Origin of the sequence: Streptomyces tanashiensis (assembly GCF_014648895.1) — a bacterium.
In the GTDB taxonomy this organism is placed as follows: domain Bacteria; phylum Actinomycetota; class Actinomycetes; order Streptomycetales; family Streptomycetaceae; genus Streptomyces; species Streptomyces tanashiensis.
The window spans coordinates 134,027-148,686 of the sequence record NZ_BMRZ01000017.1; the positions used below are offsets into that span (position 1 = coordinate 134,027).

General features: G+C 73.1%; 14 protein-coding genes. 8 read left to right on the forward strand and 6 right to left on the reverse strand.

Going from position 1 to position 14,660, the window contains the following annotated elements:
* Positions 1-86 precede the first annotated feature (86 nt).
* The gene (yczR, locus tag IE237_RS33520) at positions 87-1,556 is read left to right on the forward strand and encodes a MocR-like transcription factor YczR (protein ID WP_189805932.1); all 1,470 of its coding nucleotides are present in this window, start codon (positions 87-89) and stop codon (positions 1,554-1,556) included.
* 27 nt (positions 1,557-1,583) lie between these two features.
* Positions 1,584-2,123, forward strand: a complete 540-nt coding sequence (locus IE237_RS33525) for an FBP domain-containing protein (protein WP_370468328.1) — start codon at positions 1,584-1,586, stop codon at positions 2,121-2,123.
* 8 nt (positions 2,124-2,131) lie between these two features.
* Here the strand turns inward: IE237_RS33525 and IE237_RS33530 are convergent, their stop codons facing one another.
* Positions 2,132-3,313 carry an acyl-CoA dehydrogenase family protein gene (locus IE237_RS33530; protein WP_189805934.1) on the reverse strand — a complete coding sequence of 394 codons (1,182 nt, stop codon included), beginning with the start codon at positions 3,311-3,313 and terminating at the stop codon, positions 2,132-2,134.
* A gap of 170 nt (positions 3,314-3,483) precedes the next feature.
* On the opposite strand from IE237_RS33530, the gene IE237_RS33535 reads away from it, so the two are divergent.
* Entirely contained in the window at positions 3,484-4,692 is a 1,209-nt protein-coding gene (locus tag IE237_RS33535) for a CaiB/BaiF CoA transferase family protein (RefSeq protein ID WP_189805935.1), read from the forward strand.
* Positions 4,693-4,758: 66 nt separating this feature from the next.
* A complete protein-coding gene (locus IE237_RS33540) occupies positions 4,759-5,439 on the forward strand; it encodes a GntR family transcriptional regulator (RefSeq protein WP_189805936.1) in 681 nt (226 codons plus the stop codon).
* 2 nt (positions 5,440-5,441) lie between these two features.
* Here IE237_RS33540 and IE237_RS33545 read toward each other — a convergent pair whose 3' ends face one another.
* Complete coding sequence (locus tag IE237_RS33545; RefSeq protein WP_189805937.1) at positions 5,442-6,863, reverse strand: hypothetical protein; 1,422 nt, start codon at positions 6,861-6,863, stop codon at positions 5,442-5,444.
* 204 nt (positions 6,864-7,067) lie between these two features.
* Between IE237_RS33545 and IE237_RS33550 the strand changes: the two genes are divergently transcribed.
* Both IE237_RS33550 and IE237_RS33555 read left to right on the forward strand, forming a co-directional pair.
* Entirely contained in the window at positions 7,068-7,658 is a 591-nt protein-coding gene (locus tag IE237_RS33550; RefSeq protein ID WP_189805938.1) for a TetR/AcrR family transcriptional regulator, read from the forward strand.
* A 121-nt stretch (positions 7,659-7,779) separates the two neighbouring features.
* Entirely contained in the window at positions 7,780-9,849 is a 2,070-nt protein-coding gene (locus IE237_RS33555; protein WP_189805939.1) for a galactose-binding domain-containing protein, read from the forward strand.
* A 66-nt stretch (positions 9,850-9,915) separates the two neighbouring features.
* Here IE237_RS33555 and IE237_RS33560 read toward each other — a convergent pair whose 3' ends face one another.
* On the reverse strand, positions 9,916-11,178 hold the full coding sequence (locus tag IE237_RS33560) for a YncE family protein (RefSeq protein WP_189805940.1): 1,263 nt from the start codon (positions 11,176-11,178) through the stop codon (positions 9,916-9,918).
* A gap of 152 nt (positions 11,179-11,330) precedes the next feature.
* Between IE237_RS33560 and IE237_RS33565 the strand changes: the two genes are divergently transcribed.
* Positions 11,331-11,933, forward strand: coding sequence for a CBS domain-containing protein (locus tag IE237_RS33565; protein ID WP_189805941.1), 603 nt, complete (start codon positions 11,331-11,333; stop codon positions 11,931-11,933).
* A gap of 152 nt (positions 11,934-12,085) precedes the next feature.
* Here the strand turns inward: IE237_RS33565 and IE237_RS33570 are convergent, their stop codons facing one another.
* From IE237_RS33570 to IE237_RS33580, 3 genes are all read right to left on the reverse strand, one after another.
* Positions 12,086-12,385: a DUF1876 domain-containing protein gene (locus tag IE237_RS33570; RefSeq protein WP_189805942.1), complete on the reverse strand. Its 300-nt coding sequence runs from the start codon at positions 12,383-12,385 to the stop codon at positions 12,086-12,088.
* A 101-nt stretch (positions 12,386-12,486) separates the two neighbouring features.
* The gene (locus IE237_RS33575; protein ID WP_189805943.1) at positions 12,487-13,329 is read right to left on the reverse strand and encodes a maleylpyruvate isomerase family mycothiol-dependent enzyme; all 843 of its coding nucleotides are present in this window, start codon (positions 13,327-13,329) and stop codon (positions 12,487-12,489) included.
* Between the two features lie 50 nt (positions 13,330-13,379).
* Entirely contained in the window at positions 13,380-13,841 is a 462-nt protein-coding gene (locus tag IE237_RS33580; protein ID WP_189805944.1) for a MerR family transcriptional regulator, read from the reverse strand.
* A gap of 28 nt (positions 13,842-13,869) precedes the next feature.
* Between IE237_RS33580 and IE237_RS33585 the strand changes: the two genes are divergently transcribed.
* A complete protein-coding gene (locus tag IE237_RS33585) occupies positions 13,870-14,646 on the forward strand; it encodes a methyltransferase domain-containing protein (protein WP_189805945.1) in 777 nt (258 codons plus the stop codon).
* Positions 14,647-14,660: the final 14 nt, after the last annotated feature.

Sequence of the window (14,660 nt, forward strand, 5' to 3'; positions counted from 1 at the left end):
CCCTGAGGAACATGGCCACCAGGCCACTGAAAGGGAGTCTGTAGTCTTATTGGCCCGGACAGCAGAGCCAATGAGGAGTGATTGGCATGGCAGTGGCACGTGTGGTCCACACAGCGGACCGGACCCTGACGGGTCGCCAGCTCGCATCGCTCCTCACCCCGCCCCCCGAGGGCCGGTTCGGGTACCGGGAGCTCGCGCGGGCCGTGCGGGAGGCCCTGCTCGACGGCCGGGTGGCGCTGCGCCTGCGGCTGCCGGCCGAGCGGGAGCTCGCCGCGGTGCTGCTGGTGAGCCGGACCACCGTGACCGGCGCGTACGACCTGCTCCGGGAGAGCGGGTACGCGCACAGCCGACGCGGCGCCGGCACCTGGACCGCGCTGCCCGACGGGCAGGCGCCGACCGTTCTGGGCGCCTTCCAGGACGACGCGGGCGCCACCATCGACCTCGCGCTCGCCGCGCCGCACGCGCCGGAGGAGGAGCTTTCGGCCGCGCTGGCGGCGGCCGCCGCCGAGCTGCCCCGCTACGCCGGCTCGCAGGGCTACCACCCGTACGGGCTGCCGGCGCTGCGCGCCGCGATCGCCGAGCGCTACACGGCCCGGGGCCTGCCGACCCTCCCCGAACAGATCCTGGTCACCACCGGCGCGCAGCAGGCCGTCTCCCTGGTGCTCACGCTGCTCGGCCGGGCCGGCGACCGGGTGCTCGCCGAGAACCCCTCGTACACCAACGCCCTGGACGCGATGCGCGGGCGCATGCTCCGCGTCACGCCGGTGCCGGTGACGGAGGCCGGCTGGGACACCGGGCTCGTCGACGCGGCGCTCCGGCAGACCGCACCGCGTCTGGCCTATCTGATCCCGGACTTCCACAACCCGACCGGCCGGCTCATGCCGACCGAGCAGCGCCGGGAGCTCGCACGCTCCGCACGCGCCACCGGGACCTGGCTGGTGGTCGACGAGACGCTGACGGACATGGCCCTGGACGTGCCCGCGCCGCTGCCGTTCGCGGCGGCGGCCGGCGGGGGCGACGGCGAGCAGATCGTCGCGGTCGGCTCGCTGAGCAAGAGCTGCTGGGGCGGGCTGCGGGTCGGCTGGGTGCGGGCCGCGTCCCGTGTCGTGACCGAGCTGGCCCGGGTCCGGATCACCGCCGACCTGTCCGGTTCCGTGCTCGACCAGCTGGTGGCCGTCGCCCTGATGGGCCGCCTCGACGAGATCCTGCCGCGCCGCCTCGACGAGCTGCGGCTGCGCCGGTCCGCACTGTCCGACGCCCTCGCCCGTCATGTGCCCGAGTGGCGGTGGGCGGTGCCGCCGGGCGGGATGTGCCTCTGGATCGACCTGGGCCGGCCGGTCGCCTCCTCCCTCGCCGCCCGAGCCCTGCGGCACGGGGTGCGGGTGGAGGGCGGCGCGCGCTTCGGGGTGGACCCGGGGACGCACGAGCACCGGCTGCGGATCCCGTTCACGCTGCCCGTGGACGTGTACGAACCGGCCGCGGAGCGGCTCGCGGCGGCCCTGGAGGGCTCCCCCGGCCACTACGCCGACCCGGCCCTCCCGGACTGGGTGGCCTGACCTCGGGGTCGCCGGGCCCTTATTCGGATGCCCGGCTCCGGCGGTCCGTGTACGGTCCACCGGGTGGAACCACTGACCGACAGACAGATCCGCTCGTCCTTCGTGAACAGCACCAAGGGCGAGGCGGCCCGGCTCAAGCTGCCCCTCGACTTCGCCGAACTCCCCTGGGACGACCTGGACTTCCTCGGCTGGGTCGACCCGGGCGCGCCCCTGCGGGCGCACCTGGTCGTGCCGCGCGAGGACGGTCCGGTCGGCGTGACCCTACGGGTCCCCGCGACCGGCCGGACCAGCGCGGTCAAGTCGAGCATGTGCCAGGTCTGTCTGACCGGGCACGCGTCCTCGGGCGTCACGCTCCTGGTCGCCCCGCTGGCCGGCAGCCGCGGCCGCGAGGGGAACACGGTCGGGATCTACCTCTGCGCCGACCTCGCCTGCTCCCTCTACGTCCGGGGCCGGCGGCAGCCGAAGCTGCGCGCCCGGCGCCACGAGGAGTCCCTCACCCTCGACGAGCAGGTCGCCCGGCTGACGGGCAACCTGGACGCGTTCGTCGACCGTGTGACGGCGGGCTGACAGTCCCCCTAGCGGAAGGCCTGCTCGCCGGTGAGCGCCTTGCCGATGACCAGGGAGTGGACCTCGCTCGTGCCCTCGTAGGTGAGCACCGACTCCAGGTTGTTGGCGTGGCGCAGCACCGGGTACTCCAGGGTGATGCCGTTGGCGCCCAGGATCGTGCGGCACTCGCGGGCGATCGCGATCGCCTCGCGGACGTTGTTCAGCTTGCCCACGCTGACCTGCTCGGGGGTGAGCGTGCCCGCGTCCTTGAGCCGGCCGAGGTGGACGGCGAGGAGCATGCCCTTGCCCAGCTCGACGGCCATGTCCGCGAGCTTCTGCTGGGTCAGCTGGTAGGAGGCGAGGGAGCGGGCGAAGACGACCCGGTCCCTGGCGTAGGAGATCGCCGTCTCCAGGCAGTCGCGGGCGGCGCCGAGCGCGCCGAAGACGATGCCGAAGCGGGCCTCGTTGAGGCAGCCGAGCGGGCCGGAGAGGCCGCGGGCCTCGGGCAGCATCGCGTCGGCGGGGAGGCGCACGTCCTCCAGGACCAGTTCGCTGGTGACGCTCGCCCGCAGCGAGAGCTTCATCTTGATCTCGGGGGCGCTGAACCCGGGGGTTCCGGCCGGGACGAGGAAGCCGCGGACGCCGTCCTCGGTCCGGGCCCAGACGACGGCGACGTCCGCCACCGAGCCGTTGGTGATCCACATCTTGGTGCCGTTGAGCACCCAGTCGGAGCCGTCCCGCTTGGCGTTCGTCCGCATGGCGCCGGGGTCGGAGCCGGCGTCCGGCTCCGTCAGGCCGAAGCAGCCGATGTACTCGCCGGCCGCCATCTTCGGCAGCCAGCGCTGCTTCTGCTCCTCGGAGCCGTACTTCCAGATCGCGTACATCGCGAGGGAGCCCTGCACGGAGACGAGGGAGCGCAGTCCGGAGTCGACGGCCTCCAGCTCCAGACAGGCGAGTCCGTACGCGACGGAGTTGGTGCCCGCGCAGCCGTAGCCCTCCAGGTGCATGCCGAGCACGCCGATGCCGCCGAGGGTGCGGGCCAGCTCACGGGCGGGGATCTCGCCCTTCTCGAACCAGCCGGCGACGTGCGGCCGCAGCTCGCGGTCGGCGACGGCACGCACGGTGTTCCGGATCTCCCGCTCCTCGTCGGTCAGGAGTCCGTCGACGGCGAGCAGGTCGAAGGGGTGGACGGGGGTGGACGGCGACTTCACGGACGGCCTCCTGGCGACTGTGGCAACTCGGCGAGCCGAAGCGTAGCCGCAGATCGGATATTGGATCCAGTATTGAAAAGACGACAGGCGAGCCGTACGGTCCGATTGGATCCAATCTCCAGTCGTCTGGATCCAATCTCCGGTATCCCAGCGGGAGCGAGGAACGCCGCATGCACGCACATCAGCCGGGCACACCAGAAGCGTCGGCGTCCGGCGGCGCCCTGTCCGGGATCGTCGTCGCCGACTTCGGCCGGGTGCTCGCCGGGCCGTACATGACGATGCTCCTCGCCGACCTGGGCGCGGACGTGATCAAGATCGAGCGACCGGGTTCGGGGGACGACACGCGCGCGTGGGGACCGCCGTTCGCCGCCGGCGAGGCCACGTACTTCCTCGGCGTGAACCGGAACAAGCGCTCCGTGTCGCTCGACCTCACCGACCCCGAGGACCTGGCCACGGCCCGCGCGATCGTGGACCGCGCGGACGTCCTCGTCGAGAACTTCCGCCCCGGCACGATGGAGAAGCTCGGCCTCGGATACGAGGACGTACGGGCCGGCAACCCCGGACTCGTCTACTGCTCGGTGACCGGCTTCGGCACCGCCGAGGGCGCCCGGCTGCCCGGCTACGACCTGCTCGTCCAGGCCATGGGCGGCCTCATGAGCGTGACGGGCGAACCGGACGGGCAGGGCACGAAGGCGGGGGTCGCCCTGGTCGACGTCATCACCGGCCTCCATGCGGGCCTCGGCGTGCTCGCCGCCCTGCGGCACCGGGAGCGCACCGGCGAGGGCCAGCGGGTGGAGGTCTCCCTGCTCACCTCCCTCCTCTCCGCACTCACCAACCAGGCCGCCGCGCACCTCGGCGCCGGGGTCGTGCCGCGCGCGATGGGCAACAGCCACCCGAGCATCGCGCCGTACGAGGTGTTCGAGGCGCGGGACCGGCCGCTGGTCCTCGCCGTGGGCAACGACCGGCAGTTCGCGGCCCTGTGCGAGCGGCTCGGCCGGCCGGCGCTCGCCGGGGACCCCCGCTTCGCCACGAACACGGCCCGGGTCGCCCACCGGGAGGAGCTGGTCGAGGCCCTCGCCGGGCCCCTCGGCACCCGTACCGCCGACGGCTGGTTCGAGGAGCTCACCGCGGCCGGCGTGCCCTGCGGGCCGATCAACGACCTCGCGGCCGCCTTCGACCTCGCCGACCGGCTGGGGCTCGCCCCCCGCGTCCCCGAGACCGCGGCCGGCCCCGGTCAGGTCGCCAACCCGATCCGCCTCGACGCCACCCCGCCCTCCTACCGCACCGCTCCGCCGCGGCTCGGCGAGCACACGGACGGTGTGCTGTCGGAGCTGGGGCGACTTGTCCACAGGGGTTCCGCGGCGGACGGCGGCGCGTAGGAAGATGGTCGGCACCGGCGGCGGGGTCCGTCGCCGGCGACGTGAGGGAACGGAAGGTCACAGGCGATGAGCAGCGCGGTGCAGAAGCGGCGGCCGCAGACCGCCCAGCAGTTCGTCCTGGAGGAACTGCGGCGCGCCATCACCAGCGGGGAGCTCCGGCCCGGCGGGCCGATCCGCCAGGAGGCCCTGGCGGCACGTTTCGAGGTGAGCCGGGTGCCGCTCCGGGAGGCCCTGAAGGCCCTGGAGGCCGAGGGCCTGGTGGTCCATCACGTCCACCGGGGCTACTTCGTCGCGGAGCTCTCCCTCGACGATCTGGAGGAGATCTACCGGATCCGGGAGCTTCTGGAGACCGAGGCGGTCCGCATGGCCGTCCGGTGGCCGCCGGACGGTCTGGTCGGCACGCTCGAACGGATCCAGCGAGAGGTGGAACGGGCCGCCGAGGAAGGGGACGTGGCCGGGATGGCGGCGGCGAACCGGCTCTTCCACTTCACCCTCATCGAGGCGTCCGGGATGCCGCGCCTGGTCCGCCTCATCACGACGCTGTGGGACTCCACCGACGCGTACCGCTCGCTGTACTACACCGGGCCCACCCACCGGAAGCAGGCCGTGCGGGAGCACCGTGCCGTGATCTCCGCGCTCCGCCAGGGCGACGAGGAGGCCACCGTCCGGTGGCTCGACGAGCACCGGGCCCACGCGGTGGCGGCGCTGCGCGAGGTCCTGACCGTCGAGGCCCCTGAGCGGGACTGACCTCACCGGGACGCGCCCGCGCGCCGGGCCGCTCCGGCCACGACGAGGAGCGCGGACACGACGGCCAGGGCCCAGGGGGCGCCTTCGGCCGCGTACAGCGGATCCGCGAACATACTGGCGGCCACGAGCCCCAGGAACACGCCGGACGCGAGGAATCCGGTACCGGAGGGCATGTCGTCCGCCGTACGCCACCTCCTGCGCGGGATCCACAGGCGCAGGAGCTCCACGGCCGTCGCCAGGGCCACCAGGCGGCCCGCCACGACGAACCACAGGGGCGTCGCGTCCGTCTCGCCCGCGCCGAACAGCGCGGTCATGCCGAACAGGGCGACCGGCGCGAGCCAGCCGAGGCGCGCACGGATACCGGACGTGTGCGGGACCTCGAAGGACTCCGCGAGGCCCGCACGATCGCCGGACGCCTGCGGGGCCTCGACGGACTCCGCGTCCTCCCGTACCGGCTTCGCCTCCGGTGCGCGAGGGGCCGGGATCACCGGCGGTGCGGCCGGCACCGGGCGGAGGGCCCGGGAGCGCGCCCGGCGTTCGCGGAACCCTAGGTCGCCGTACCGCTCGACGTGGGCGGCCAGTTCGGCCCGGAGCGCGAGCAGCCGCTCCGCCATCTCGTCGAACTCGGCCCTGCGCCGCGCGGCCTCCTCCCCCGCCTCCCGTTCGGCGCGGGTCAGGTCCGCCAGGCGCTCCGCGTGGAGCTGTTCGGCCTCGGCACGGGCGGCCCCGGCGGTCTTGGGGACCTCGGCGAGCTCCGCCTGGAGGCGTACCCGCTCGTTCTGGATGATCTCCTCGATGCGGTGCCGTTCGTCCGGCGGCAGTTCCCGCGGCGCGCGGGCCTCCGCGCGGGCGACGGCGGCCCGCCGCCACTCCATCAGGGGCCTGCCCCGGTGCTCGCCGATGCCGTTGATGTGGACCTTGCGGCCCTGGGTGCGGTGGATGTAGAGGACGTCGCCGCCACGGCCGTTGGGGGCCTTGCCCCAGCTGACCCGCTGGAAGTCGGCGGCCGTCCCGATGCCCTGTGCCGCGAGGTCGCGGACCAGTCCGCTGCCGATGCCGTTCACCTCGCTCGCCGTCAGGCGCGTGCCGCGCAGCGACCGTTCGATCGACTCGCGCCGCAGTACGGCGAGTGCCCGGCGCTCCTGGCCGGCGCGCTTTCCGTCCAGGCCGTCCAGCTGGGCGGCGAGCGACCGTTCCTTCCTGGTCCGTTTCTCGTGGACGCGCTGCAGGACCTTGCCGTGCCGTGCCTGGGCGCGGGTCCGCTCCCCCGCTTCGCGGTTCAGCCGCCGCCGGTCGGCGAGCTCGAACGGGCGGCGTGCCGCGAGGAGCCGGCGATGGGCCCCGACCGACTCGACGAGCCGTCGTCGCTCGGCACGTGTCTCGGCCGGATCGGTGGCCTGGAGTGGAGTGGTGCTGTCGATCACAGGTGGGCTCTTCGGGTGACTCGTGAGAACAGGAGATCTCATTATCGCCACCCGTTCCTCGCCGCACCGCGGGCCGATCCGGCGGCGGCGACGCGGAGCCCGGCCGTCGTCCGACGGGCTCGTGGACCGGCGCCCGAGGGGGATCACGGCTCGCGCGGGACGCGGAGGCTGCGGTTACCCTTGCGCCGGACGCGAGGAGGAACCATGGCGCGGATGCCGTCGGCCGAACGACGCACACAGCTGGTCGACGCGGCGATCAGGGCGATGACCAGGGACGGCGTCGCCCGGACCACCACCCGGTCGATCTGCGCCGAGGCGGGGGTCTCGCTCAGCGTCTTCCACTACTGCTTCGATTCCAAGCAGGCGCTCCTCGAAGCGGCGATCGAGACGATCACCGGCAATTACGTGGCGCGCGTGAAGTCGGCGGTGGAACCGGGGGCGACGCTCCGCGAGACCGTCCGGGGTGCCCTGCAGACGTACTGGGACCACGTCACGGCCCACCCGGGCGAGCACATGCTGACGTACGACCTCACCCAGTACGCCCTGCGGGAGCCCGGGTTCGAGCACCTCGCGCGCGCCCAGTACGAGCAGTACGTGGCGTCGGCGGCGGCACTGATCGAGCAGGTCGGGGCGCAGGGCCGGGAGCCGCGCGTGCCGGTGGAGGTGCTCGCGCGGTATCTGGCGGCGGCGATCGACGGGCTGACCCTCCAGTTCCTGGTCCTCCGCGACCCGAAGGCGGCCGCCGAGCACCTCGATCTGACGGCAGATCAATTCGTGTCCCTGATCGCGGGTTGAGCCGTCACCGGGCTCCCCGATTTTTCAGTAGGTCATTTGACCCGGACTCTTGACTCGTACCCTCGGTAACGCGATCCTCGGGGCGCCGGTACACCCCCACCGCCCGGAGGCATCGCCCATCATGACTCGACCCTTCTCGCGCGGGAGCGGCGGCAGATCCGCCCTCCTGGCGCTGTTCCTGGCCCTGGCCGCGGTGCTGTTCGGCTCCGCGCCGGTCCCCGCCGCCGCCGGCGGTACGTGGTGGGAAGCCACGTCCCGGCCCGCGCCCGATTCGCAGATCAACGTCACAGGTGCGCCGTTCACGGGAACGGACGCCCAGGGGAAGGTGCGCGGGTTCGTCGACGCGCACAACCACCTCATGTCCAACGAGGGCTTCGGCGGCCGGATGATCTGCGGGGCGACGTTCTCGCAGGCGGGCGTCGCCGACGCCCTCAAGGACTGTCCCGAGCACTACCCGGACGGTTCGGGGGCGCTCTTCGAGCACCTCACCGGCGGTGACAACGGCAAGCACGACCCGGTCGGCTGGCCCACCTTCAAGGACTGGCCCGCCAACAACTCGCTCAGCCACCAGCAGAACTACTACGCCTGGGTCGAGCGCGCCTGGCGCGGCGGTCAGCGGGTCCTGGTCAACGACCTGGTGACCAACGGCCTGATCTGCTCGCTCCTGCCGCGGGACCGCAGCTGCGACGAGATGACCGCGATCCGGCTGGAGGCCCGCAAGACGTACGAGCTGCAGGACTACATCGACGGGATGTACGGCGGCCCCGGCAAGGGCTGGTTCCGGATCGTCACCAGCGCCGACCAGGCCCGCTCGGTCATCGAGCAGGGCAAGCTCGCCGTCGTCCTCGGCGTGGAGACCTCGGAGCCCTTCGGCTGCAAGCAGATCCTCGACGTCGCCCAGTGCAGCCAGGCGGACATCGACAAGGGCCTGGACGAGCTGTACGGCCTCGGCGTGCGCAGCATGTTCCTCTGCCACAAGTTCGACAACGCGCTCTGCGGCGTCCGCTTCGACAGCGGGACGACGGGCGTGGCGGTGAACATCGGCCAGTTCCTCTCCACGGGAACCTTCTGGCAGACCGAGAAGTGCGCGGGCCCGCAGCACGACAACCCGATCGGCCTCGCCGCCGCGCCGGCCGCGATGGCCGAGAAGCTGCCTGCCGGGGTGAGCGTCCCCTCGTACGCCTCCGACGCCAAGTGCAACACCCGGGGGCTCACCCGGCTCGGGGAGTACGCCCTGAAGGGCATGGTCCAGCGCGGCATGATGCTGGAGCTCGACCACATGAGCGTCAAGGCCGCGGGGCGGGCGCTCGACATGCTGGAGGCCGAGGAGTACCCCGGCGTCCTGTCCAGCCACAGCTGGATGGACCTGGACTGGAGCGAGCGGCTGTACCGCCTCGGCGGTTTCGCCGCCTCGTACATGCACGGCGCCGAGGGCTTCGTCGGTGAGGCGACGCAGAAGGCGGCCCTGCGGAAGAAGTACGGGGTCGGGTTCGGCTACGGCACGGACATGAACGGCGTCGGCGGCTGGCCGGGCCCGGTCGGCAACGACGCGCCCAACGCCGTGAAGTACCCGTTCCGCAGCTTCGACGGGGGCTCGGTCATCGACCGTCAGGTCACCGGTGAGCGCACCTGGGACCTCAACACCGACGGCGCCGCGCACAACGGTCTCGTGCCGGACTGGGTCGAGCAGATCCGGCTCACGCCCGGTGGCCAGAGCGTCGTGGACGAGCTGTCGCGGGGAGCGGAGTCGTACCTGACCACGTGGAAGCGGACCGAGGACCACGAGCCGGGCGTGAACCTCGCGTCCGGGCAGCCGGTGTCGGCCAGCACCACCGAGTGGTGGAACCCGTTCGTCAACTTCTCGCCGGGTCTCACGGTCGACGGCAACACGGGCACCCGCTGGGCCAGCGAGTGGTCGGACGACCAGTGGATCCAGGTGGACCTGGGCTCGGTGCGCCGGGTCGGACGGGTCACGCTCGACTGGGAGCGGGCCTACGCGCGGGAGTACCGGATCGAGCTGTCGGACGACGGCTCGACCTGGCGGAACGTGTGGTCCACGAGCACGGGTGACGGCGGCTACGACACGGCGGAGTTCGCCTCGCAGCCGGCCCGCTACGTGCGCGTCCACGGAGTGAAGAGGGCCACGGACTGGGGCTACTCGCTCTACGAGGTGGCCGTCAACAGGTCCTGAGCACAGAGGAAGAGGGGCTGTCGGATCCGGGTGCGGATCCGACAGCCCCTCTTCGCGTGCGGGGTGTCAGCCGGCCGTGGGGCCGGTCCAGTCGGCGGGGACGCGGGCGAGCCGCACCCGCTGGGGGTGGTCGCCGACGTCGACGGAGGCCACGCGCCGCCCGGTGCCGAAGTCGATCGCGGTGACCCGGTCGGCGCCGCTCTCGGAGACGACGCAGGACCGGCCGTCGCCGCTCACGGTGGCCCAGTAGGGCTTGGAGGCCGGGACGAGCGGGCCTTCCGTGAGGGTGGCGCGGTCGACCACGGTGGCGTAGTCGTCCATCGTCCCCGCGACGCAGAGCTTGTCGCCGTCGGGGCTGATCGAAAGCCCGTGGTGGCGTGAGTCGTTGACCCAGGTGGTGCGGTCGGGGTCGGTCGCCGGGTTGCCGGGGAGGTTCTTGAGGCGGGTGATGCGGTCGGAGTCGACGTCGTACTCCAGGAAGCCGTTGAGGAAGGAGACCTGGAAGTAGATCTTCTTCTCGTCCGGGGTGAACACGAGCGGACGGACGGCGTCGGAGAGGTCGCCGCGCCCGAAGGCGTCGAGGCGGGAGCGCATGTCGATGACGCGGACGGTCTCGAAGGTGCGGGCGTCGACGACGGTGATCTTCCGGTCGCCCTTGGTCCAGTCGAGCCAGGGGGCGTCGAGCGCGGTGGTGACCTCACCGATGGACATGTTCCAGAGCAGTCCGTCGGAGGTGAAGACGTTCTCGTGGGGCTTGTCGCCGGTCTTGAAGGAGCCGACCTGGCGCCCCGTCGCGATGTCCAGGACGTGCACGGTGTTCGCGGTGGAGGCCGAGACCGCGACGCGGGTGCCGTCGGGCGAGACGGCCATGTGGTCGGCGCGGTAACCGGCCACGGGGAAGCGCCAGTTGATCCGTCCGGTCCGCAGGTCGAGGGAGACGACGTCGGCGAAGCTGGGCCGGGAGACGACCATGGCGGACCCGTCGGGGGTCGCGTACATGTCGTCGACGAACTGGTCGTGGCCCTCGCCCGGTCCGCTGCGGACGCCGAGGAAGAAGGCGAGCTTGAGGGGGTCGAGGTGGATCTCGCGGAGGCGCTCCGCCTTGTCGGGGATCACGTTCACCCGTCCGACGCGGTGGAAGTCGCCGCGGGAGGCGATGACGTCGGCGGTCCCGTCCCAGTTGTTGCCGACGAACATCACCTCCTGGAGCTCGGCGGGGGCGGGGGCGGCTGCTCCGCTGCCGCCCGTCGTGGCGACGAGCGCGAGGGCCGCGGCGAGGGCGCCCAGGAACAGCGGGCGCCTGGAGCGTGATGGTCGGGGAGAGGGCATGGGGGTCCTTCTTCCGTGGCACGACGACGACTTACCGGAGGTAACCATGGTCACGTCGAGCCCACAAGCCCCTGGGGCGCACCCCTCCGCACCTCCTCTCCCCGCCGGTGCGGGATCATGGACGGAGGAACACAGAAGGGACGGAACGGACGATGAGGCACCGCAGTGTCGCGGACCTGATGACGCCCACCGCGGTCGCGGTGCAGCGCGGGACGTCGTTCAAGGAGATCGCGCGGCTCCTCGACGAGTACGGCATCACCGCGGTCCCGGTGGTCGACGAGGAGAACCGGCCGGTGGGCGTCGTCTCCGAGGCGGACCTGCTGAGGCGCCACGCGGCGAAGGACGGCCCCAGCTCGGCGGAGGCCATGATGTCGAGCCCGGCCGTGACCGCCCGGCCCTCCTGGACGGCCGTCGAGGCGGCCCGCCTGATGGAACGCCACCGGGTCAAGCGGCTCCCGGTCGTGGACGCGGACGGACGGCTGATCGGGGTGCTCAGCCGCAGCGATCTGCTCCAGCTGTTCCTGCGGAGGGACCGCTCGATCCAGGAGGAGATCCGCGAGGACGTGATCGTCCGCATCCTGCGCCTCTCCCCCTCGGCCGTGCACATCGACGTCGACGAGGGCCGGGTGACACTGAGCGGCACCCTGGAACGACCGGGCCTCGGCCCGATCCTGGTGCGCCTGTGCGAGACGGTGGACGGGGTGGTGGAGGTCGTGGACCGGATGACGTACGAGGGGGACGAGGGCGGCTCCTGAGGCCAGCCGGGGCACGGGTGCGGCACCCTCTCGGGCGTCCGGGGAGGCCCGAGAGCCCGGGGCGACGGCTCCTGAGGTCCGTCGGAGCACGGCCCGGGAGCCCGGTGGGGCGTCACCGGCCCGCCGGGCTCCCGGCGCGGGAGGCGGTTCCGTCAGGAGACCGCCTCCGGCCAGCCGTAGCCGGGGCCGGTGTGCTGGGGTACGGTCCCGGCGCCCACCGCCTCCATCTCCCGGTTGGCCTCCCGCATGAGCTTGCCCGCCAGGTCCTTCATCGCCCGGCTCGCGGCGAGTTCGTCTCCGATCGCCGGCACGTCCACGTCCGCCGGGTTGCACCGGGCGGAGCCGTGGCCCGTGAGGGTCGAGGTGCCGGTGCTCAGCCGGGCCTCGGCCTTCGTCCGGCCGCTGTCCTCGGTCAGCTCCACGCCGACCTTCCACTCCAGGGTGCGGGTCATGGTCCGCCTCCTCGCATCGCCGGGCCGCGCGGCACCGAGGCGCGGCCCCTTCCGGTACCTCCAGGATCCACCGGCCGGGACGGGAACGCGCGGGGACGCGGTCAGGGCGCGCGGAAGAGGCGGGGGAAGCGGGGGGCGAGCCAGGGCTTGCGGCCCCAGCCGAGCGCCTTGCCGCGCGCGATCACCGGCCAGGGGTCGACCCGCCCGAGGCCGAGCAGGAGGAAGGCGACCGGCTCGGTGAGGATCGTGCAGTCCGGACGGGCCGGCGGCTCGTGGGCGGTCCGGACCGCCCCGTCCGTGACGGTGACGCCGAAGCTCGGGCCGCTCCGGAGCCGTACGGCGAAGGCCGCGGTCAGGCCGGCGACGGCGGCCGGGTCCGTGACCCGGGGCATCGCCTCGACCATGAACGGCAGGGTGAGCTCGACCCGGCGCGCGTCGAGCATGTGGGGTCGGTCCAGGGCGAGGGCGAGGTCGTAGCCGTGGCCGAGCATGTGGGTCAGCAGGTACGACCCGAGGACGGCCGGGCTCATGCGGCCCAGCGGCGTGGTGAGCGACTCGGCCGGGTCGCGCTCGTCCACGGCCGTGAGGAAGGCGTCGGCCTGAGCCGTGATCATCTCGGCGAGCGGGCCGGGTTCCCGCTCGCCGAACCCGGCGAGGGCCTGTTCGTTGGCCTCGGCCAGGCTCCCGGGGGTGCCGTCGCCGTAGGGGCGCTCCTGTCCGGCCGCGAGGTCGGCCATGAGCGCGTTCGCCTGGGCCAGGTGGGCGGCGGCCTCCCCGACCGTCCAGGTGGACCGGGGCACGGGAAGCCGGGAGGTGTCCGCGCCGCGTCCGGCCGGCGCGGGGGTGCGCAGGACCGTCGCGATGTCGTCGGCGGTGCCGCGTATCGCCTCGGCAAGCCCTTCGGGAAGCACCCCTGGAAGCACCCCGCCCGTTCGCGTCGTCATGGTCACGCCCCTCCCTGGCTCCGGCGGCTCCCCTGCGAAGCGCCGGTAGGTCAGGGACCGTACCAGCGGGTAGGTCCGCGCGCACCGGTCGCGTCGGAGAGGTCTTCGGCTCCGCCCGTGGCGGCGACGGCCTCCCGGAACCGGGGGCAGTCCGCCAGGTCGTCGTGGGTGCAGCCCAGCGCGCATTCGACCAGGTCGAGACAGGCCCGCGCCTCCGCCATCCGGCGCCGGAGCTCCTCGCGGTGCGCTTCGAGCCGTCGCCGGCGGGCCCCCGGGTCGCCGGACCGCAGCAGCTCCCGGATGTCGTCGAGGGCGAGACCCGCCCGCTTGGCCCGGAGGACGACGGCGACACGGGTGACGTGGGTGTCGTCGTAGCGGCGACGGCCGTGGCGGTCGCGGGCGGGGTCGAGGAGTCCGGTGGACTCCCAGTGCCGCAGCACGTGGGTGGCCAGGCCGAACCGTTCCGCGAGTTCGCCGATGCTCATCGTCGGGGGCGCACCGCTTGACTTCATGTCGGCATTAACCACGAGCGTGGTCGCCATGTCCATCACGCCTGCGGCCCGTCCGGGCCGCGAACGCCGTCCTTCCCTGCTCGCCGTCCTCGACGCCGTCGACCGCGCCCCTGGGGCGGCCGCGCTGCGCGCCCGTTCCTACGAGCTCCTGGGGGTGGCGGCCGGTACCCGTCTGATCGACGTGGGCTGCGGCGGGGGTCTCGCCGTGGCGGAGGCCGGGGCTCTCGGGGCCTTCGCCTCCGGTGTCGACCGGGACGAGGAGATGATCACCGAGGCGCGCCGTCGCCACCCGGGGCACGCCTTCTCCGTCGCCGAGGCGACCGCGCTGCCCTGCGAGGACGGTGCGTGGGACGCGTACCGCGCGGACAAGGGGCTCCACGAGCTGCCCGATCCGGGCGCGGCGCTCGCGGAGGCGTACCGGGTCCTCGCGCCGGGCGGGCGGGCCGTGCTCACCGGACAGGACTGGGACACCTGCGTCCTGGACGCCGAGGACGGCTCCCTGACCCGGACGATCGTGCACGCGCGCGCCGACCTGGTCACCGGGCCCCGCGTCGCACGCCGGTTCCGCGGCCTGCTCCTGGACCACGGCTTCGACGAGGTGGAGGTGGAGGTCTCCACCGCCGTCCTCACCGACGCCCACCGTCTTCCCCTGGTGACGGGCCTCGCGGAGTCGGCGGTTCGGACCGGGGCCGTCACCCCCGCGCAGGCGGCGGCCTGGACGGCGGACCAGAGCGAACGCGCCGCCACGAACCGCTTCTTCCTGGCGATCCCCTTCTTCACGGCCTCCGGTACCAGGGGCCGCTGAACTTCCGTACGCGG